The sequence below is a fragment of the Massilia sp. TSP1-1-2 genome (assembly GCF_049896185.1).
Lineage (GTDB): Bacteria > Pseudomonadota > Gammaproteobacteria > Burkholderiales > Burkholderiaceae_D > Telluria_A.
The window spans coordinates 1-18,626 of record NZ_JAFCTU010000018.1; the positions used below are offsets into that span (position 1 = coordinate 1).

At 63.0% G+C, this 18,626-nt stretch carries 19 protein-coding genes and 1 riboswitch; of the genes, 5 read left to right on the top strand and 14 right to left on the bottom strand.

Translation table 11 applies throughout. From position 1 onward, the window contains the following. Positions 1-117: 117 nt before the first annotated feature. Together ACP7BV_RS16080 and ACP7BV_RS16085 are read left to right on the top strand one after the other, a co-directional pair. Positions 118-1,176 (top strand): sensor histidine kinase, encoded by a 1,059-nt coding sequence (locus ACP7BV_RS16080; protein WP_426105236.1) that lies wholly within the window; start codon positions 118-120, stop codon positions 1,174-1,176. Further along, the gene (locus ACP7BV_RS16085) at positions 1,173-1,949 is read left to right on the top strand and encodes a LytR/AlgR family response regulator transcription factor (RefSeq protein ID WP_426105237.1); all 777 of its coding nucleotides are present in this window, start codon (positions 1,173-1,175) and stop codon (positions 1,947-1,949) included. Before ACP7BV_RS16080 ends, ACP7BV_RS16085 begins: the two co-directional genes overlap by 4 nt. A 56-nt stretch (positions 1,950-2,005) precedes the next feature. Here ACP7BV_RS16085 and ACP7BV_RS16090 read toward each other — a convergent pair whose 3' ends face one another. The 9 genes from ACP7BV_RS16090 to thiC form a co-directional block, all read right to left on the bottom strand. Then, positions 2,006-3,112, bottom strand: coding sequence for an S-(hydroxymethyl)glutathione dehydrogenase/class III alcohol dehydrogenase (locus tag ACP7BV_RS16090; protein WP_426105239.1), 1,107 nt, complete (start codon positions 3,110-3,112; stop codon positions 2,006-2,008). 70 nt (positions 3,113-3,182) lie between these two features. Continuing rightward, positions 3,183-3,581: a response regulator gene (locus ACP7BV_RS16095; protein ID WP_426105240.1), complete on the bottom strand. Its 399-nt coding sequence runs from the start codon at positions 3,579-3,581 to the stop codon at positions 3,183-3,185. Between the two features lie 2 nt (positions 3,582-3,583). Further along, a complete protein-coding gene (locus ACP7BV_RS16100) occupies positions 3,584-4,192 on the bottom strand; it encodes a hypothetical protein (protein ID WP_426105242.1) in 609 nt (202 codons plus the stop codon). 313 nt (positions 4,193-4,505) lie between these two features. Further along, complete coding sequence (locus ACP7BV_RS16105) at positions 4,506-5,144, bottom strand: ANTAR domain-containing response regulator (RefSeq protein WP_426105244.1); 639 nt, start codon at positions 5,142-5,144, stop codon at positions 4,506-4,508. Between the two features lie 48 nt (positions 5,145-5,192). After that, complete coding sequence (gene thiE / locus ACP7BV_RS16110) at positions 5,193-5,825, bottom strand: thiamine phosphate synthase (protein ID WP_426105394.1); 633 nt, start codon at positions 5,823-5,825, stop codon at positions 5,193-5,195. Positions 5,826-5,830: 5 nt separating this feature from the next. Continuing rightward, on the bottom strand, positions 5,831-6,631 hold the full coding sequence (gene thiD, locus ACP7BV_RS16115; RefSeq protein ID WP_426105245.1) for a bifunctional hydroxymethylpyrimidine kinase/phosphomethylpyrimidine kinase: 801 nt from the start codon (positions 6,629-6,631) through the stop codon (positions 5,831-5,833). Next, on the bottom strand, positions 6,628-7,413 hold the full coding sequence (locus ACP7BV_RS16120; RefSeq protein ID WP_426105247.1) for a thiazole synthase: 786 nt from the start codon (positions 7,411-7,413) through the stop codon (positions 6,628-6,630). The genes thiD and ACP7BV_RS16120 overlap by 4 nt, the downstream gene beginning before the upstream one ends. A gap of 17 nt (positions 7,414-7,430) precedes the next feature. After that, a complete protein-coding gene (gene thiS, locus ACP7BV_RS16125) occupies positions 7,431-7,634 on the bottom strand; it encodes a sulfur carrier protein ThiS (RefSeq protein ID WP_426105248.1) in 204 nt (67 codons plus the stop codon). 2 nt (positions 7,635-7,636) lie between these two features. Next, entirely contained in the window at positions 7,637-9,550 is a 1,914-nt protein-coding gene (gene thiC / locus ACP7BV_RS16130; RefSeq protein ID WP_426105249.1) for a phosphomethylpyrimidine synthase ThiC, read from the bottom strand. Between the two features lie 67 nt (positions 9,551-9,617). Continuing rightward, positions 9,618-9,726, bottom strand: a riboswitch (TPP riboswitch). A 283-nt stretch (positions 9,727-10,009) separates the two neighbouring features. On the opposite strand from thiC, the gene ACP7BV_RS16135 reads away from it, so the two are divergent. From ACP7BV_RS16135 to ACP7BV_RS16145, 3 genes are all read left to right on the top strand, one after another. Beyond that, the gene (locus tag ACP7BV_RS16135; RefSeq protein WP_426105251.1) at positions 10,010-12,808 is read left to right on the top strand and encodes a valine--tRNA ligase; all 2,799 of its coding nucleotides are present in this window, start codon (positions 10,010-10,012) and stop codon (positions 12,806-12,808) included. Between the two features lie 33 nt (positions 12,809-12,841). Continuing rightward, positions 12,842-13,282, top strand: a complete 441-nt coding sequence (locus ACP7BV_RS16140) for a DUF2147 domain-containing protein (RefSeq protein ID WP_426105252.1) — start codon at positions 12,842-12,844, stop codon at positions 13,280-13,282. A gap of 119 nt (positions 13,283-13,401) precedes the next feature. Further along, positions 13,402-14,157: a BPSS1780 family membrane protein gene (locus ACP7BV_RS16145; RefSeq protein ID WP_426105253.1), complete on the top strand. Its 756-nt coding sequence runs from the start codon at positions 13,402-13,404 to the stop codon at positions 14,155-14,157. A gap of 49 nt (positions 14,158-14,206) precedes the next feature. Here the strand turns inward: ACP7BV_RS16145 and ACP7BV_RS16150 are convergent, their stop codons facing one another. From ACP7BV_RS16150 to purH, 5 genes are all read right to left on the bottom strand, one after another. Beyond that, positions 14,207-14,662 carry a YaiI/YqxD family protein gene (locus ACP7BV_RS16150; RefSeq protein ID WP_426105395.1) on the bottom strand — a complete coding sequence of 152 codons (456 nt, stop codon included), beginning with the start codon at positions 14,660-14,662 and terminating at the stop codon, positions 14,207-14,209. 50 nt (positions 14,663-14,712) lie between these two features. Continuing rightward, a complete protein-coding gene (gene ruvB / locus ACP7BV_RS16155) occupies positions 14,713-15,777 on the bottom strand; it encodes a Holliday junction branch migration DNA helicase RuvB (RefSeq protein ID WP_426105254.1) in 1,065 nt (354 codons plus the stop codon). A 9-nt stretch (positions 15,778-15,786) separates the two neighbouring features. After that, positions 15,787-16,365: a Holliday junction branch migration protein RuvA gene (gene ruvA, locus ACP7BV_RS16160; protein ID WP_426105255.1), complete on the bottom strand. Its 579-nt coding sequence runs from the start codon at positions 16,363-16,365 to the stop codon at positions 15,787-15,789. A gap of 8 nt (positions 16,366-16,373) precedes the next feature. Continuing rightward, positions 16,374-16,910: a crossover junction endodeoxyribonuclease RuvC gene (gene ruvC, locus ACP7BV_RS16165; RefSeq protein ID WP_426105256.1), complete on the bottom strand. Its 537-nt coding sequence runs from the start codon at positions 16,908-16,910 to the stop codon at positions 16,374-16,376. Between the two features lie 117 nt (positions 16,911-17,027). Beyond that, the gene (purH, locus tag ACP7BV_RS16170; RefSeq protein WP_426105257.1) at positions 17,028-18,599 is read right to left on the bottom strand and encodes a bifunctional phosphoribosylaminoimidazolecarboxamide formyltransferase/IMP cyclohydrolase; all 1,572 of its coding nucleotides are present in this window, start codon (positions 18,597-18,599) and stop codon (positions 17,028-17,030) included. Between the last annotated feature and the right edge of the window lie 27 nt (positions 18,600-18,626).

The following is an 18,626-nucleotide window of genomic DNA, read 5'->3' on the forward strand; positions in this document are numbered from 1 at the left end:
GCATGATTTCCCCTCCATATGACAAGGATACATGCATATATATAATAAGTCTTATTATTTATGACGCACTACACTAGCAAACTGCGCCCACTTCCCATGCCACCGCCACTGACAGCCATGCTAACGAGCCTGCGTACCCTGCCCCCGCGCATTTACTGGGGCGCCTGGGCGCTTGCGGGCGGCTACAATTTCTTGCGCGCGATCTTCGACGTGCCGCTGTATATGAACTTCGTCTTCAATGCCGCGCACTTCGGCGCCTGGGCGCTGCTTGGCTTGCTGGTCCTGCCGCTGATCCGGCGCTATCCGCTGCGCATGCACTGGCGTTCGTGGCTGTTTCATCTTCTGCTGGGCGGCGTCACCACCCAGATCGACATCACGCTGGGGCACTGGCTGTTTGCCGGCCTGACCACGGCGTTCATGGACAAAACCGCCTACCAGCTGATCTTCATCGCCTTTCAAAACTGCTTCCACATTGGTCTGCTGACCTACTTCGGCTTTGTCGGCATCGTCCAGTTGAACGACGCTCTCAAGCTGGCGCGCCGGCGCGACTTGCAGATCGCCGAACACAAGACCGCCTGTGTGCGCGCGCAGCTGCAAAGCCTGAAGCTGCAGCTGCAGCCGCACTTCCTGTTCAATACCTTGCATGCGATCGGCTCGCTGATGCACTATGACGTTGCCACCGCCGACCGCATGCTCAATCGCCTCAGCGATATGCTGCGCACCTCGCTGCGCGAATCGGACAAGCCGCTCGTCACGCTCAAGCAGGAGATAAGCTTCATCGAGGCCTACCTAGATATCGAAAAAATCCGCTTTGAGCAGCGCCTCGCGGTCGAATGGGCGATTCCCGACCATTTGCAGGACGAGTCGATTCCGCCCTTTATCTTGCAGCCGCTGGTGGAAAACGCGATCAAGTACGGCGTGGCGCCGCGCGCCGACGGCGGGCGCATCGTGATCCGCGCCTACGCGCGGGGCGCCTCGCTGCTGCTGGAAGTGGAAGACGACGCCCCGCCCCAGGCGGCGCAGCAGAAAGGCTTCGGCATCGGCCTTAGCAATACGCGTTCGCGGCTGGAAGCGCTGTATGGCGCCGCCCAGGAACTGGCGCTGGTGCGCTCGGCGTGCGGCACCATCGCGCGCATCAGCATTCCCCTGCGCGCGCCGCTGCGCGCGGCGGCATGAGCGCCCCTATCCGCGTGCTGCTGGCCGATGACGAAACGTCGGCGCGCAAGCGCCTGTCGCAGTTCCTAGCCGGCCATATTGATTGCGAGGTGGTGGGCGAATCGCGCAACGGGCGTCAAGCGTGCGACGACATCGCGCGATTGACGCCCGACCTGGTGTTTCTGGACGTGGAAATGCCGGAGCTGAACGGGCTGGAAGTGGCCGCGCGCATCGGCGCGGCGAACATGCCGGCGACCATCTTCGCAACCGCGTACGACCATTATGCGCTGGGCGCCTTCAACGCCAACGCGATGGATTACCTGGTCAAGCCGTTCGACCAGCAGCGCTTTACGGTGGCGATGGACAAGGCCAGGCGCTGGCTGGGCGCCGGGCAGGAACAGTTCCGGGATCAATTGGGGGCGGTGCTCAAGGAAGTGGCCGCAGCCAGGTCCGGACAGGACCGCATTCTGGTGCGCAGCGGAGAGGCGCAACACCTGGTGCGCGCGGCGGACATCATGCATATCAGCGCCGAGGGCAATTACATACGGCTGCATACGGTCGGCGGCGAGCACCTGATGCGCGAACGGATGGCGGGGATCTTGGAGCGGCTGGACGGAACCGTGTTCAGGCGCATTCACAGGTCGCATATCGTGAACCTGGACCACGTGAAAAAGCTGCTGCCGTGGTTTGGCGGGGATCTGTTGGTGATGATGAGCGACGGGAGCAGGCTGACGCTGAGCCGCAATTACCGGGAGGCGCTGCGGGAGTTTGGCACCGCGGGAGCGGCGTTGTAGGTCGGAAAAGCGAAAGCGCATTCCGACCTACTCTTTGCACAAGCCCCTGCCAGGAATCAGTACAGCACCACCGACCGGATCGACTCGCCGCTCTTCATCAGATCAAACCCTTCATTGATCCGCTCCAGCGGCAGCCGGTGCGTGATCAGGTCGTCGATATTGAGCTTGCCTTCCATGTACCAGTCGACGATCTTGGGCACGTCGGTGCGCCCGCGCGCGCCGCCGAACGCGGAACCCCTCCACACGCGCCCCGTCACCAGCTGGAACGGCCGCGTCGAGATCTCTTGCCCAGCCGCCGCCACGCCGATGATGATCGACTGGCCCCAGCCCTTGTGGCAGCACTCGAGCGACTGGCGCATGGTCGTCACATTGCCGATGCACTCGAAGCTGTAGTCGGCGCCGCCGTCGGTAAGACCGACGATGGCATCGACCACGTTCTCGACCTCGGTCGGGTTGACAAAGTGCGTCATGCCGAACTTGCGCGCCATCTCCTGGCGGCCCGGGTTGATGTCGACCCCGATGATCTTGTCGGCGCCGACCATGCGCGCGGCCTGGATCACGTTCAGGCCGATTCCGCCCAGCCCGAACACGACTACGTTGGCGCCCGCCTCCACCTTGGCCGTAAACAGCACCGCGCCCACGCCGGTGGTCACGCCGCAGCCGATGTAGCAGATCTTGTCGAACGGCGCATCCGAGCGCACCTTGGCCAGCGCGATTTCGGGCACTACGATGTAGTTCGAGAACGTGGACGTGCCCATGTAATGGAAGATCGGTTTGCCGTCGATGGAAAAGCGGCTGGTGGCGTCGGGCATCAGGCCGCGGCCCTGGGTCGAGCGGATCGACTGGCACAGGTTGGTCTTTTGCGAGAGGCAAAATTTGCACTGGCGGCATTCCGGGGTATACAGCGGAATGACGTGGTCGTCCTTGCGGATGCTCTTTACGCCCGGGCCGACATCAACCACGATGCCGGCGCCTTCATGCCCCAGGATGGACGGGAAAATGCCTTCCGGGTCGGCGCCCGAGAGCGTGTAGTAATCGGTATGGCAAATGCCGGTGGCCTTGATTTCGACCAGCACTTCGCCTTCTTTCGGGCCTTCCAGTTCTACCTCTTCAATTGTCAGCGGTTGTCCCGCCTTCCATGCGATCGCTGCTTTGGTTTTCATGTTTTTTCCGGGCCTGAAGAATGGGTGTTCACCATCATAGCAAGCCGGGGCGCGCCATGCCAGCGCATCCTCAAGTGAGCGCAGCCTCGTGCTTGTTCCACATGGAATGCAACTGGCCCGTCAGGCGCATCGGCAGCACCGGCTTCGGGATCACGCCGATGGCGCCGGCGTCCATGTAGCGCGCGATGTCGGCTTCCGAGGTCAGGCCCGTGACGAACAGCGCCGGCACGTGCGCCAGGTGCGGCATGCGGCGCAGCATGGTCAGGGTAGTGACGCCGTCCAGCTCGGGCATGAGCACGTCGAGCAAAATCAGGTCGGGCGCGAAGTCGCGCGCGGCCAGCAGCGCTTCGCGCCCCGAGCTGCAATCGCGTACGTCGAACTTGCCGATCACTTCCATCACCAGCTTGGCAGTGGTGCGTACGTGCAGGTCGTCTTCCACGTACAGGATCGATTTGAGCACTTTGCTCATCCTTAGTCTCCCGCGCTCAGTGCGCTTGTGTTCCACAGCATGGCGGACATTGCCGTCCACAGCTGGCGCGCCGTGGTCGACGATTTCGACAAACGCACGCTCGGCAAAGCGTCGCGCCAGGCAACAGGCTGGTCGGTATAGACCAGCAAGGGCGTGCCGTCCAGCAGCGTTTGCAGCTCCGGCAGCGCGCTCGCGGCGGCGTCCGGCAAGGCAGGATCGAGGATCACCAGCGAAAAAATCTGCTCCTGCAGCAGCCGGCGCGCCTGCGCCAGCGTGCCAACGTGGGTGACGTGCACGCCGCTGCCAAGCAGGCTGGCGAGCACGGCGGCGGTGCCGGTTTGGGTGTCGATATGCAGCACGCGCGGAAACCCAGTGTCGGCCGGCGCCAGTTGCCGATATTGTTTGGCGGCGCCCCGGGTAGCGCAAGCAACAGCAACAGTTAGAGCAACATCAACAGCGGCAACAGCGGCGACGAGGGCGGCATCCGCCTGCCCTGGCGCCGTCCGGTGACGCGCCGGTGTGTGGGCGCAGGCCAGCGTGCCGGCCTTGCCGCTACGCACCAAGTGGCGGGCGGCTGACAGGCAATGGGTGGCAGGGTGCGTCGGCTTCATGGCAACTTCCTTTCGTATTCGGACAAACAAACGGCCGAATCCGGGCGCGCCAAGCTGTGCGCGCATCAGGTTCGGGAACTGAAGCGGCGGAGCTGGGCCGACAGGAAGATACTTGGCGCCGCGTGCACAAGGCGGCTGGGTTGGGTCGCGCGGCGTGCGCGTTTTTGGGGCGAACACCGTGGGGACAACGAGCGGCAAACAAATTAGACGCCGCTGAACAGATCATAGCGCAAGCCTGCCTTGCACTGATGCAACTTATCGATAGAATTTGTCTATTCTGCGCATAGTAGAAATTCCATCAATATTCCAGCGCTCAGGATGACTTTGCTTTCAGCCGCTCGGCAAAGGCGCTGTGCAGGCTGTTGAGCGTCTCCTCGGCCGCCAGCAACTGGTCGGCCACTTCATTAATCTTGCGCCGGCTCGAACGGGCATGGTCGCGCAGCACCTCGAAGGCGGTGTTGCGGTCGGTCTGAAACTTGCCCATCAACAGGCCCACCGCCACGCTGGTTTCGCGCCCGGCGACCAGCGCCGCATTCAGGTTCACTTCGGTGCGGCGCAGCTGGCGGATATCGTCGGCGCGCGCCAGGCCTGCTTCGAAAGCCGGCATCAGGCGCGCCGCGTCAACCGGCTTGACCAGGTAGCCGACCGCGCCGTGCGCCGCCGCCTGGCGCGCCGACTCGCTGTCGTCCACGGCCGAGAGAAACATGAACGGCACGCTGGTGTCTGCCTTCAGCCTTGCCGCCAGCTCCAGGCCGCTCATGCCGGGCATGGTGATGTCGAGCAAGGCCAGGTCGGGCTCGCCCGTGGCGATGACGGCCAGTGCTTCCTCGGCGCACGAGGCGGTGACGGTGTCGTAGCCGGCGTGGCCGATGACTTCGGTCAGGAAAGTGAGCAGGAGCGGATCGTCATCGACGACGAGGATGCGGCGTTTGACGGCGGGAGCGGCGCTCATGGGCAAGATTTCCTCGATTACATCGTGTTGGTGAGCCAGAAGTTTGCCCTATATTGTTGCCCTGTGTCCAGCGCGCGCGAACAGTGCGTCGAAAGCGCGCACGGCCGCCCCCGGATCGTCGGCCATGTAGACACTGGTAATGGCCGCGACCAGGGCCGCGCCGCGCTCGACCAGCGGGGCGGCGTTGGCGCTCGTCATGCCGCCGATGACCACCACCGGCACGGCCAGTGCGGCGCGCGCGTGCAGCACGATGTCGGGCTCGGTGCTGACGCTGTACTGCTTGACGGTGGACGGGTAAAAACCGCCGAAGGCGGCGTAGCTGGCGCCGGCCCGTTCGGCTTCGCGCGCCAGCGCCAGGTCGCCGTAGCAGGAAGCGCCGACGATTTTGTCGGGCCCCAGCGCGGCGCGGGCCTCGGCCACCGACACATCGGTGCCGCCCACGTGCACGCCATCGGCGTCGAGCGTCAGGCACAGCGCCACATGGTCGTTGATGACCAGCGGGCGGCGGTAGCGGCGGCACAGCGCCAGCAAGGCGGCGCCCTGCTGGCGCAGCAGTTCGGCGCCGGCGTGCTTGTGGCGGTACTGGACCAGGGCGGCGCCGGCGGCCAGCGCGCGTTCGGTACAGGCCAGCAGTTTTGCGGTGTCGTCCCAGTTGGGGGTGACCAGGTACAGGCCTTGCATAGTATTTACCATCGATCGATTCCGGGTTCAGGGTCCAAGCTTGGGGTCCAGGATTGGATGCGGCGCGGGATGCGCTGGCCGGGGCCGATGCTGTAGGCCCCGGCCAGCGTGGCGTGCACAAAGGCCTGGGCGGCGCCGAGCGCGGCGCCGATGTCGTCGCCCAGCGCCAGCCGGGCCGCGATGGCGGCGGCCAGCGTGCAGCCGCTGCCGTGAAACTGGCCGGGCAGGCGCGGCCAGCGCCAGAGTCGATCGTGGTGACCGTGGCCCGCGCCCAGATAGCGGTTGATCACGAACGGGCCGTCGCCGTGGCCGCCGGTGACCAGCACGTGCGGGCACGGCGAACAGTCAAGCGCCGCGGCCTCGGCCAGATTGGGCACGACCAGCGTGGCCAGCGCCAGCAGCGGCGCCAGCGCGGCGCGCGCGTCGCCCACGGCGAGCGCGTCGCCATGGCCGCTGGCCAGCACCGGGTCGAGCACCACGGGCAGGCGCGGGTTCTTTTCACGCAGGCGGGCGATGATGCGGGCGATGACTTCAGCGTTGGCGCCGCTGCCCGGGATGCCGATCTTGACGGCGTCGATGCGCAGCGCGCCCGTCAACGCGTCGGCCTGGCGCCCCAGCATGGCGCTGTCGACCGGCTCGACGCCATACACACGGTTCTGGTCCTGCACCGTGAGCGCCGTGATGATGGGCAGCGCGTGCACGCCGTGCGCGGCGATGGCGGCCAGGTCGGCCGCGATGCCGGCCCCGCCCGAAGGATCGAGGCCGGAAAAGACCAGCACCGAAACGCAGGTGCCCCCGCTCGTCACGTCATGCGCCCGGCCACGGGCGACGAGGGCGAAGCGGCAAAGCGGCGCGGCATGCGCCCGGCTAGAAACGCTTCACGCCCGCCCTGCACCGCAAGACGCATGGCGCCGGCCATGCGCACCGGGTCGCGCGCGAGCGCGATGGCGCTATTCATCAGCACCCCGTCGCACCCCAGTTCCATGGCGATGGCCGCGTCGGACGCGGTGCCCACGCCGGCGTCGACCAGCACCGGGACCTTGGCCTGCTCGATAATCAGCGACAAATTCCACGGATTGAGGATGCCCATGCCCGAACCGATCAGGGACGCGAGCGGCATGATCGCCACGCAGCCGATGCCTTCCAGGATGCGCGCCTGGATCGGGTCGTCGCTGCAGTAGACCATGACGTCAAAGCCGTCGCGCACCAGCGTTTCGGCCGCCAGCAGCGTTTCTGGCATGTGCGGAAACAGCGTTTTTTCGTCGCCCAGCACTTCCAGCTTGACCAGTTTGCGCCCGCCGAGCAGTTCGCGCGCCATTTGCAGCGTATAGACCGCATCCTTGGCGTTGTAGCAGCCGGCGGTGTTGGGCAGGATGGTGTACTGGTCGGGCGGCAGCACGTCGAGCAGGCTGGGCGCGTTCACGTCCTGGCCGATGTTCACGCGCCGGATCGCCACCGTCACGATCTCGGCGCCGGCCGCGTCGGTGGCCGCGCGCGTTTGCGCCAGGTCGCGGTATTTGCCGCTGCCCACCAGCAGGCGCGATCGGTAAGCCTTGCCGGCGATGGTCAGCATGTCGTCTTGTTTCATGATTGTCTCCATGGGTTTCAGCCGCCGCCAATGGCGCGCACGATGTCAATTTTGTCTTGCGCGAGCAGCACCCGCATTTTCCACAGCTGGCGCGGCACCACGTTGCGGTTGACCGCCAGCGCCACGGCCTGGTTGGGCACGGCGAGGTGCTCGATCAGTTCCTGCAGCGTCATCCAGGTGGCCACGGTTTTGGGTTCGCCGTTTACTTCGATATCGATCATGGTTACGCCTTGCGGTACAGTTGCGCGCCGTTTTTCACGAACTCGATGGCTTTGACTGCCATGCCCTGCTTGAGCGCGTCGACCTCGCTCACGCCAAAGGCGGCGGCGTATTCGCGCACTTCCTGGGTGATCTTCATCGAGCAGAAATGCGGGCCGCACATCGAGCAAAAGTGCGCCACCTTGGCCGAATCCTTGGGCAGCGTCTCGTCGTGAAATTCGCGCGCCTTGTCCGGGTCCAGGCCCAGGTTGAACTGGTCGTCCCAGCGAAATTCAAAGCGCGCCTTGGACAGCGCGTTGTCGCGGATTTGCGCGCCCGGATGGCCCTTGGCCAGGTCGGCCGCATGGGCCGCGATCTTGTAGGTGATGATGCCGTCCTTGACGTCCTGCTTGTTGGGCAGGCCCAGATGCTCCTTGGGCGTCACGTAGCACAGCATGGCGGTACCGTACCAGCCGATTTGCGCCGCGCCGATGCCCGAGGTGATGTGGTCGTACCCGGGCGCAATATCGGTTGTCAGGGGGCCGAGCGTGTAGAACGGCGCCTCGCCGCACTGCTCGAGCTGCAGGTCCATGTTTTCTTTAATGAGCTGCATCGGCACGTGGCCGGGGCCTTCGATCATGACCTGCACTTCGTGCTTCCAGGCGACCTGGGTCAGTTCGCCCAGGGTTTTCAGTTCGGCCAGCTGGGCTTCATCGTTGGCGTCGTAGATGGAACCGGGGCGCAGGCCGTCGCCCAAGCTGAAGGCGACGTCGTAGGCCTTCATGATTTCGCAGATATCCTCGAAGTGGGTGTACAAAAAGGATTCCTTATGGTGCGCCAGGCACCACTTGGCCATGATCGAGCCGCCGCGCGAGACGATGCCGGTCAGGCGCTTGGCCGTCATCGGCACGAAGCGCAGCAGCACGCCGGCGTGGATGGTGAAGTAATCGACGCCCTGCTCGGCCTGTTCGATCAGGGTGTCGCGGAAAATCTCCCAGGTCAGGTCTTCGGCCTTGCCGTTGACCTTTTCCAGCGCCTGGTAAATGGGCACCGTGCCGATCGGGACCGGGCTGTTGCGGATGATCCATTCGCGCGTTTCGTGGATGTGCTTGCCGGTGGACAGGTCCATCACATTGTCGGCGCCCCAGCGGATGGCCCAGGTCATTTTTTCCACTTCCTCGCCGATCGACGACGTCACCGCCGAATTGCCGATATTGGCATTGATCTTGACCAGGAAATTGCGCCCGATGATCATCGGCTCGCTTTCCGGGTGGTTGATGTTGGCCGGGATGATGGCGCGGCCGCGCGCGATTTCCTCGCGCACGAATTCGGGCGTGATCAGATCTGGAATGCTGGCGCCGAACGACTGGCCCGGGTGCTGGCGGCCCATCAGCGCGGCGGTGCGCTTGCCCATCGGGCCGGACGCTTCGAGTTCGATCAGGTACTCCTGGCGCCGCAGGTTTTCGCGGATCGCGACGAACTCCATTTCGGGCGTGACGATGCCGCGCCGCGCATAGTGCATCTGGGTGACGTTGGCGCCGGCCTTGGCGCGGCGCGGCGTGCGGTGCAGGTGAAAGCGCAGCTTGGCCAGCTCGGCGTCTTGCAGGCGGGCGCGCCCGTAGGCCGAGCTGGGGCCGTCGAGCTGAACGGTGTCGCCGCGCTCGACGATCCAAGGCAGGCGCGGCGCGGCCAGGCCCGAGCGGATATCGATCGCCGCGCGCGGGTCCGAGTAGGGGCCGGAGGTGTCGTACAGGTAGACGGGCGGATTGGGCTCAGCGCCGAACGAGGCGGCCGTATCGGCCTGGCTGACGGCGCGCATCGGCACGCGGATATCGGGCCGGCTGCCTTCGACATAGATCTTGCGGGAATTGGGCAGCGGCGTGATGGCGGCCTGGTCCACCACGGCGGTGGCGGAATCGAACTTCAGTGGGGCATTCATGTGGCTCCTTTTGCTTGCAGGAGCCAGCAAAAGAAGACAGGAGCGGCACGCGTCCCTGGAAGGCAAGCGTGCCGCTCACAAGCTTCCCTTCGCTGGCATTATCCAGATCAGGTTCAGAGGGTGTTTCTCACCCGCGCATCGCAACATTGCGACTTGCAGGACCCCTAGCGTGTGTGCCACCTTGCGGCAGCGGAATGCATTATAACCGCATGCATCCATGGCACTATAGAAATTCCCACATCCCTGCCTTTCCCCAGGGAAGCTCGTTGCCTGTACACCAGGGTCAGACCACTTTTGCAAAACGGCAAAAGTGGTCTGATCCTGGTGTACTGGCAACAGAGGAAACAGGGTGGAGGCAAGCGTACGGGCCGCTTTGGGGGACTTTTTTTTGCGCTGCAGCGTTGACCGATGGCAGTCCTACTATAATGGTTCCTTTCGCAAAAATTACACGATAAAACCATGGAATTAGCCAAGTCTTTCGAGCCAGCCGACATTGAACAGTTCTGGCGCACCGAGTGGGAACAGCGCGGTTACTTTGCCGCCACCCAAGATGCTGCCAAGCCATCCTTCTCGATCCAGTTGCCGCCGCCGAACGTCACCGGCACCTTGCACATGGGCCACGCCTTCAACCAGACCATCATGGATGGCCTGACCCGCTACTACCGTATGCGCGGCTTTAATACCGCGTGGATTCCGGGCACCGACCATGCGGGCATCGCCACCCAGATCGTCGTCGAACGCCAGCTCGATGCGCAGAAAATCTCGCGCCACGACCTCGGCCGCGAGAAATTCGTCGAGAAAGTGTGGGAGTGGAAGGAGAAATCGGGCAACATCATTACCGGCCAGATGCGCCGCATGGGCACCTCCCCCGACTGGGCGCGCGAATATTTCACGATGGATGAGCCACGCTCGAAGGTTGTCACCGATGTCTTCGTGCGCCTGTTCGAACAAGGCTTGATTTACCGCGGCAAGCGCCTGGTCAATTGGGACCCGAAACTGGGCACCGCCGTGTCGGACCTGGAAGTGGTGTCGGAAGAAGAAGACGGCTTCATGTGGTACATCCGCTACCCGCTGGCCGACGGCGGCGGCGCCATCACGGTGGCCACCACGCGCCCTGAAACCATGCTCGGCGACGTTGCCGTGGCGGTCGACCCGACCGACGAGCGCTACAGCGCGATGGTCGGCAAGATGCTCAAGTTACCGTTATCGGACCGCGAAATCCCCCTGATCGCCGACGAATACGCCGACAAGGCATTCGGCACCGGTTGCGTCAAGATTACCCCGGCCCATGATTTCAACGATTACCAGGTCGGCCAGCGCAACAAGCTGCCGATGATCGAGGTGCTCACGCTCGACGCCAGGATCAGCGATGCCGCTCCCGCCGCCTACCGCGGCATGGACCGCTTCGCTGCGCGCAAGCAAATCGTGGCCGACCTCGACGCCCAGGGTTTCCTGGTCGAGGTCAAGCCGCACAAGCTGATGGTGCCGCGGGGCGACCGCACTGGCGTGGTCATCGAACCGATGCTGACCGACCAGTGGTTCGTGGCAATGAGCAAACCTGCGCCGGAAGGCACTTTCTTTCCAGGCAAGTCGATTGCCGAAGTGGCGCTGGAAAAAGTGGCGAATGATGAAGTCAAGTTTGTTCCGGAAAACTGGAGCACGACCTACAACCAGTGGCTCAACAACATCCAGGACTGGTGCATCTCGCGCCAACTGTGGTGGGGCCACCAGATCCCGGCCTGGTACGACGACGCCGGCAATATTTTCGTGGCCAAGACCGAGGCCGAAGCCACCGCCAAGGCGCTCGCCGCCGGCGTGACGGCGCCGCTGCGGCGCGACGACGACGTGCTCGACACCTGGTTCTCGTCCGCGCTGGTGCCGTTCTCGACCATGGGCTGGCCAGAGGAAACGCCGGACATGAAGATGTTCCTGCCCTCTTCCGTGCTGGTGACGGGCTTTGACATCATCTTTTTCTGGGTTGCGCGCATGGTCATGATGACCGCCCACTTCACCGGCAAGGTGCCGTTTGAAACCGTGTATGTGCACGGCCTGGTGCGCGACGCAAGCGGCCAGAAAATGTCCAAGTCGAAAGGCAACACGCTGGACCCAATCGATTTGATCGACGGCATCGATCTTGAGTCGCTGGTGGCCAAGCGCACCACCGGCCTGATGAACCCGCGCGACGCGGAAAAAATCGCCAAGGCTACGCGCAAGGAATTCCCGGCGGGCATCGCGCCGTATGGCACCGACGCCGTGCGCTTCACGATGGCCAGCTACGCTTCGCTTGGCCGCAACATCAACTTTGACCTGGGCCGCTGCGAAGGCAACCGCAACTTTTGCAACAAGATGTGGAATGCGACCAAGTTCGTGCTGATGAATACCGAAGGCCACGATTGCACGCCGAACGACGCGGCCTTGTCGCTGGCCGACCGCTGGATCCTGTCGATGCTGCAGCGGGTTGAACTGGAGGTGGCGAAAGGCTTCGCGGATTACCGCTTCGACAATATCGCCGCGGCCATCTACAAGTTTGTCTGGACCGAGTATTGCGACTGGTACCTGGAAGTGTCCAAAGTCCAGGTCTCGCAGGGAACGCCGGCGCAGCAGCAAGCTACCCGCAACACGCTGCTGCGCGTGCTGGAAGTGGCGCTGCGACTGACGCATCCGCTGATGCCGTTCGTCACCGAAGCGTTGTGGCAAACCATCGCCCCGTTGGCGGGCAAGCAACTTGATACAGATTCTGGCTCAATCATGCTGCAGCCGTATCCTATTGCCGACAGCGCGCTGATCGATGAAGCGGCCGAAGCCTGGATGGGCGAACTCAAAGCGCTGACGGACGTTCCGCGCAACTTGCGCAGCGAAATGCAATTGGCGCCCTCGGTGCGCGTGCCGCTGTTTATCGAGGCCCACGATCCGCTTGAGCGCGCGCGCCTGGAATCGTTCGCGCCCTATATTGCCTCGCTGGGCAAGCTGTCGGAAGTGAACATCGTCGATGCGCTGCCGGATTCGCCGGCGCCCGTGTCGGTGGTCGGCACCACCAAGCTGATGCTCAAGGTCGAGATCGACGTGGCCGCCGAGCGCGAGCGGATCGGCAAGGAAATCGTCCGCATCGACGGCGAAATTGCCAAGGTCAACGCCAAACTGGGCAATGAGAGCTTTGTCGCGCGCGCGCCGGCGGCCGTGGTGGCGCAGGAAAACGAGCGGCTCGTCAATTTTTCAGCAACACTTGCCAAATTGCGCGAGCAACTTGCTAAACTGTAGGGCTGTATTGACGACCTTTCCCGGAGACCGACCATGAAGACCCTGTTTTGCGCCAGCCTGATCATCTTGCTGGCGGCGCCTGCCTTTGCGCAAGACGCATCCCCGGTCGGACTCTGGAAAAATATCGATGACGTCACCGGCAAGCCCAAGGCCTTGATCCGGATCACCGAAAACAAGGGTGAAGTGCGGGGCCAGATTGAAAAACTGTTCCTGGCCGCCGGCCAAAACCCCAATCCGCGCTGCGACAAGTGCCAGGGCGCCCACAAGGATCAGCCGGTGCTGGGCATGGTGTTCATGTCCGGCTTGCACAAAAACGGCGATGAATACAGCGGCGGCGAAATCCTCGATCCCGATTCCGGCAAGGTCTACCGCAGCAAGCTGACGCTGCTCGACGGCGGCAAAAAAATGAGCGTGCGCGGCTATGTCGGCGTGCCCATGCTGGGCCGTTCGCAGACCTGGGTCCGCCAGGACTGAGGCCTCACCGCGCCCAATGCGCACCGGCCAGAGTTTGTCAATCCGAAAAAATTGCCAGAACTGCATTTGCACCGCATAATCGGCCTGCATTTCGCACCGGACAAACTCAAGGGATTCACATGCACACTGAAGACGGCATCGTCACGCCAGACAAGGTTACCACCATTCGCCACGTCGACATCAACCGCGGCATCGAATGGATCGCGGCAGGCTTTAACTTGTTTATGAAAAAACCTGGCGAGCTGATCATTGCTGGCCTGGTGCTGTTCATCGTGACCTTTATCCTCCAGAAGATTCCCCTTGTGGGCAGCGGGCTGGCCACCATGCTGGGCGTTCTCGCCACCGGCGCCCTCATGCTCTTTTGCCGCGCATGCGAGGATGGGCAGGACGTGCTGGCCGCCGCGCAAAAAGCGGCCAACATCACACCGCTGTGGATGCTGGCGCTGATCGCCGCCGGCATGGGCGTGGCCATTGCGTTTTTGGGCTCGGTGCTGGGCGCGGCCGTGCTGGTCTCCGTCTTTGCCAGTCCATTGCTTGCCATGGCCCTGGGCGCCATCAGTTTGCTGCTAATGATGCTGCTCTCGATTCCCGTGGTCATGGCGCTCTGGCTCGCCCCCGCCCTGGTGGTCCTGAAGGGCACCGCGCCAGTCGATGCGATTCGCCTCAGCTTTGCCGCCGCAGTCAAGAACTTCCCCGCGTTCATTATTTTCTATGTGCTGTCCTGGGTTGCCACCTTCGTCGGCAGCCTGCCGCTGGGCATCGGATTGATTTTTGTGTATCCGGTCGTGCTGTGCGCTACCTACATGGCGTACAAGGAAATTTTCGCCACGGCAGGCAATGGCGAAGCGGTCGGCTTCATGCGGGACGCGCCTTAACATTACACGGCCGCCATTCACGGCAGCGCTATGTGAGCTGCCTGTTTGCTCATTGGCGTTTGGCGTGGCGGTGCAGGTGGCGGTCGAGCTGATTGGCAAAGTGCTGGCGGTCGGCCTGGCCGAAGGGCGCGGGGCCGCCCGTATCGACACCACTGCCGCGCAATTCATCCATGAATTTGCGCATCGTCAGTTGTTGCGCGATATTGTCCACCGTATAGAATTCGCCGCGGGGATTGAGCGCGAAGCCACCCTTGGCCAGCACATCGGCGGCCAGTGGAATGTCGCCCGTCACAACCAGGTCGCCCGGCGCCAGCAGGCGTACGATCTCGGCGTCGGCCACATCAAATCCCGCAGGCACTTGCACGGCGCGCACGAAGCGCGATGCAGGTACGCGCATCAATTGATTAGCCACCAAGGTAACGTTCAGCTGCAGCCGTTCCGCCACGCGGTACAAGATCTCCTTGATGACGACCGGACAGGCGTCGGCATCGACCCAAATTTGCATCATGTGCGACTTGCCTTTCATATCCACAGCAATAGCGCTGCCCAGCACTGCTAGCCGTTGAGGTTATCCCACAAGTCGCCGCTCGGGCTGGTGCGCGGGGCGGCCACGCCAAAGTGCTGGTAAGCGAGCGGCGTGGCGATGCGTCCGCGCGGCGTGCGCTGCAAATAACCTTGCTGGATCAGGAAAGGCTCGAGCACGTCTTCAATGGTGTCGCTCTCTTCGCCAATCGCCGCCGCCAGATTGCCGATGCCGACCGGGCCGCCGCCAAACTTGAACAGCACCGCTTCGAGCAGCTTGCGGTCCATCACGTCAAAGCCCACTGAATCGATGTCGAGCATAACGAGCGCGGCATCCGCCATGGGCTTGGTAATTTCGCCATTGCCTTTGACTTCTGCATAGTCGCGCACCCGGCGCAGCAAGCGGTTGGCGATGCGGGGCGTACCGCGTGCACGCATGGCAATTTCGCGCGCGCCTTCTTCGACGATCGGCGCGTTGAGCAGCGCTGCGCTGCGCGTGACGATGCGGGTCAGCTCGGCCGGATTGTAAAATTCGAGCCGCGCGACGATACCGAAACGGTCGCGCAGCGGATTGGTCAGCATGCCGGCGCGGGTGGTGGCGCCAACCAGCGTGAACGGCTGCAGGTCGAGCTTGACGGAGCGCGCCGCCGGCCCTTCGCCGATCATAATATCGATCTGGTAGTCTTCCAGCGCCGGGTACAAGATTTCTTCGACCACGGGTGAGAGGCGGTGGATTTCATCGATGAACAGGACGTCGTTCGCTTCCAGGTTGGTCAGGATGGCGGCCAGGTCACCCGGGCGTTCCAGCACCGGGCCCGAGGTTTGGCGCAGGTTCACGCCCATTTCACGGGCGATGATGTGCGCCAGCGTGGTCTTGCCCAGGCCGGGCGGTCCGAACAGCAAGGTATGGTCCAGCGCTTCCTTGCGCTTGCGCGCCGCCGCGATGAAAATTTCAAGCTGGCCGCGGATCTTTTCCTGCCCCACGTATTCATCGAGATGCTTGGGCCGCAATGCGCGCTCGATCGCCTCTTCATTGGGCGAAGCCGGTGTGGCGGCAATAATACGCTGCTCGCTGAAATCGTCGGTCTGAATGCTCATGACGTACTGTTAACCTTTGGATAGCGCCTTGAGCGCAAACTTGATACCGTCGGAAACGGTACTGCCAGCCGGCATGTTCTTCAGCGCGGCCACTGCTTCCTTGTCAGAATACCCCAAAGCGAGCAGCGCATTGAGGATATCCGATTGGGCGTCGTGCTGCACCACGCCGCCCGGCGTGCCCAGTTCCGCGCCCAGCTTGCCTTTCAATTCCAGCAGCAAACGCTCGGCTGTTTTTTTGCCGATGCCGGGAACTTTGACCAGGCGCCCGGCTTCTTGCAGCGTGACCGCTTGCGCCAGGTCGGCGATCGTCATGCCCGACAGAATCGACAGCGCCGTACGCGCACCAACGCCGGTAATCTTGATCAGTTGGCGAAAGACGGCGCGCTCGGCTGCATTGCCAAAGCCAAACAGCAAATGCGCATCTTCGCGGATCGCCTGGTGGGTAAACAGCGTGACCTTTTCGCCCAGTTGCGGCAGGTTGTAATAGGTGCTCATCGGCACGTCGACTTCGTAGCCTACGCCATTGCAATCGACCAGCAATTGCGGCGGATTTTTTTCAAGCAAAATTCCGGAAATACGTCCGATCATGGGAACCCTTATACGAGACGGCCGCGCTTCATGCGCAGGCCGGAAAGCGATGGCGCCAAGGCGCCGAGCAGCGCCAGCGCATCGACACTGTTGGCGTGACAAATGGCAACGCCGAGTGCGTCGGCGGCATCGGTGCCGGGCAAGCCAGGCAGCACCAGCAGGCGCGCGACCATGGCCTGCACCTGATCCTTGGCGGCCTTGCCGTGGCCTGTGACAGCTTGCTTCACTTGCAGCGCGGTGTATTCGGCTACATCAAGGTCGGACGCGACCAACGCCGTGATCGCCGCGCCGCGCGCTTGCCCGAGCAGCAAGGTGGACTGGGGATTGACGTTGACAAACACTTTCTCTACCGCCGCGCAATCGGGCTGGTAGGTGCGGATGATCTCGGCGATACCGTTGAGAATGATCTTGAGGCGACCGGGAAGCTCGCTTTCGGACACCGTCTTGATGGTGCCGGAGGCGATGTAGCGCAACTTGTTGCCCTGCTTTTCAATCAGACCGAAACCCGTGGTGCGCAGGCCTGGATCAATGCCAAGAATAATCATCTCCGAATGTTATACCGGCGAGCAAGGTTTGGTGGGAAATTTGGTAAGGAAATTTCGAACCATGCATCAACGTCGCCCTCACGCGAGGGCGACGCAGTGGGCCAATGTCAGGGCTGATTAATGGCGGAAATGGCGCGCGCCCGTGTACAGCATGACCACGCCCCGCTCATCGGCGGCGTCGATCACTTCCTGGTCGCGCATCGAGCCGCCCGGCTGGATCACGCAGGTCGCGCCCGCATCGACCACCACGTCGAGGCCATCGCGGAACGGGAAAAACGCATCCGACGCAACGGCCGAACCTGCCAGCGTCAAGCCCGCATTTTGCGCCTTGATCGAGGCGATGCGGGCCGAATCGATACGGCTCATCTGGCCGGCGCCCACGCCGAGCGTCATGCCGTTGGCACAGAATACGATCGCATTCGACTTGACGAACTTGGCCACGCGCCAGGCGAACATCATGTCCTGCAATTGTTGCTGGGTAGGCTGAGCCTTGGTGACCACGCGCAATTCGCCCAGGCCCACATTTTTAGCGTCCGGCAACTGCACCAGCAAGCCGCCGCCAACGCGCTTGACGTCGTACGGATTTTGTCCGGCGCCCAAGGCAATTTCCAGCAAGCGAACGTTTTGCTTGGCCGCCATGATGGCGCGCGCTTCGCTCGAGAACGACGGGGCGATCAAGACTTCCACGAACAGCTTGGCAATCGCTTCGGCGGTCTTGCCGTCCAGCTCCACGTTGAGTGCAATGATGCCGCCGAAAGCGGACGTCGGATCAGTCTGCAGCGCGCGGCTGTAAGCGTCGAGCGCATCGACGCCGATGGCCACGCCGCAAGGATTGGCATGCTTGACGATGACGCAACCGGCGCTCTGGCCCAGGCCGCCCAGCGACTTGACACATTCCCACGCGGCATCGGCGTCGGCAATATTGTTGTACGACAGCTCCTTGCCTTGCAACTGGGTGTAGGCGGACAAGGAGCCGGCCGCCGGCGCCAGGTCGCGGTAAAAGGCAGCCGACTGGTGCGGGTTTTCGCCGTAGCGCATGTCCTGCACTTTTTCAAACGTCATGTTCAGCGTCTGCGGATAGGCGGCGCGGGTCGCGTGCGCCTTGTCTTCACCCAGGCTGGTCAGATAATTGGTGATGGCGCCGTCGTATTGCGCCGTGTGCGCGAAAACCTTTTTTGCCAGCATGAACTTGGTGTCATAAGCAATCTCGCCCGCGTCCATTTCTTCCAGCACGCGCTGGTAGTCGGCCGGGTCGCAGACCACGACCACATCCTTGTGGTTCTTGGCCGCCGAACGCAGCATGGTCGGGCCGCCGATGTCGATGTTCTCGATCGCGTCTTCCAGCGAGCACGCTTCCTTGGCCACGGTGGATTGGAAGGGATACAGGTTGACCACCACCATGTCGATGGTGGGAATATCGTGTTCCGTCAGCTTGGCGACATGCTCGGGGAAATCGCGGCGGGCCAGGATGCCGCCGTGCACTTTTGGGTGCAGCGTCTTGACGCGGCCATCGAGCATTTCCGGAAAGCCCGTGTAGTCCGCCACTTCGGTAACCGGCACGCCATTGTCGGCCAGCAGCTTGGCGGTGCCGCCGGTGGACAGGAGCTTGACGCCCTTGGCGGACAAGGCGCGCGCGAACTCGAGTACGCCGGTTTTATCGGAAACGGAAAGGAGAGCTTGTTTGATCATAAGAGTGGCCTAGTTGATGAGAATTCG

Coding starts and splice junctions, on each gene's coding strand:
- ACP7BV_RS16095 (WP_426105240.1), bottom strand. CDS start 3,581: ATGAGCAAAGTGCTCAAATCGATCCTGTACGTGGAAGACGACCTGCAC.
- ruvA (WP_426105255.1), bottom strand. CDS start 16,365: ATGATCGGACGTATTTCCGGAATTTTGCTTGAAAAAAATCCGCCGCAA.
- ACP7BV_RS16150 (WP_426105395.1), bottom strand. CDS start 14,662: ATGCAAATTTGGGTCGATGCCGACGCCTGTCCGGTCGTCATCAAGGAG.
- thiE (WP_426105394.1), bottom strand. CDS start 5,825: ATGCAAGGCCTGTACCTGGTCACCCCCAACTGGGACGACACCGCAAAA.
- ruvC (WP_426105256.1), bottom strand. CDS start 16,910: ATGATTATTCTTGGCATTGATCCAGGCCTGCGCACCACGGGTTTCGGT.
- ACP7BV_RS16105 (WP_426105244.1), bottom strand. CDS start 5,144: ATGAGCGCCGCTCCCGCCGTCAAACGCCGCATCCTCGTCGTCGATGAC.
- ACP7BV_RS16090 (WP_426105239.1), bottom strand. CDS start 3,112: ATGAAAACCAAAGCAGCGATCGCATGGAAGGCGGGACAACCGCTGACA.
- ACP7BV_RS16140 (WP_426105252.1), top strand. CDS start 12,842: ATGAAGACCCTGTTTTGCGCCAGCCTGATCATCTTGCTGGCGGCGCCT.
- ACP7BV_RS16080 (WP_426105236.1), top strand. CDS start 118: ATGCTAACGAGCCTGCGTACCCTGCCCCCGCGCATTTACTGGGGCGCC.
- ACP7BV_RS16085 (WP_426105237.1), top strand. CDS start 1,173: ATGAGCGCCCCTATCCGCGTGCTGCTGGCCGATGACGAAACGTCGGCG.
- thiC (WP_426105249.1), bottom strand. CDS start 9,550: ATGAATGCCCCACTGAAGTTCGATTCCGCCACCGCCGTGGTGGACCAG.
- ACP7BV_RS16145 (WP_426105253.1), top strand. CDS start 13,402: ATGCACACTGAAGACGGCATCGTCACGCCAGACAAGGTTACCACCATT.
- thiS (WP_426105248.1), bottom strand. CDS start 7,634: ATGATCGATATCGAAGTAAACGGCGAACCCAAAACCGTGGCCACCTGG.
- ACP7BV_RS16120 (WP_426105247.1), bottom strand. CDS start 7,413: ATGAAACAAGACGACATGCTGACCATCGCCGGCAAGGCTTACCGATCG.
- purH (WP_426105257.1), bottom strand. CDS start 18,599: ATGATCAAACAAGCTCTCCTTTCCGTTTCCGATAAAACCGGCGTACTC.
- ruvB (WP_426105254.1), bottom strand. CDS start 15,777: ATGAGCATTCAGACCGACGATTTCAGCGAGCAGCGTATTATTGCCGCC.
- ACP7BV_RS16100 (WP_426105242.1), bottom strand. CDS start 4,192: ATGAAGCCGACGCACCCTGCCACCCATTGCCTGTCAGCCGCCCGCCAC.
- ACP7BV_RS16135 (WP_426105251.1), top strand. CDS start 10,010: ATGGAATTAGCCAAGTCTTTCGAGCCAGCCGACATTGAACAGTTCTGG.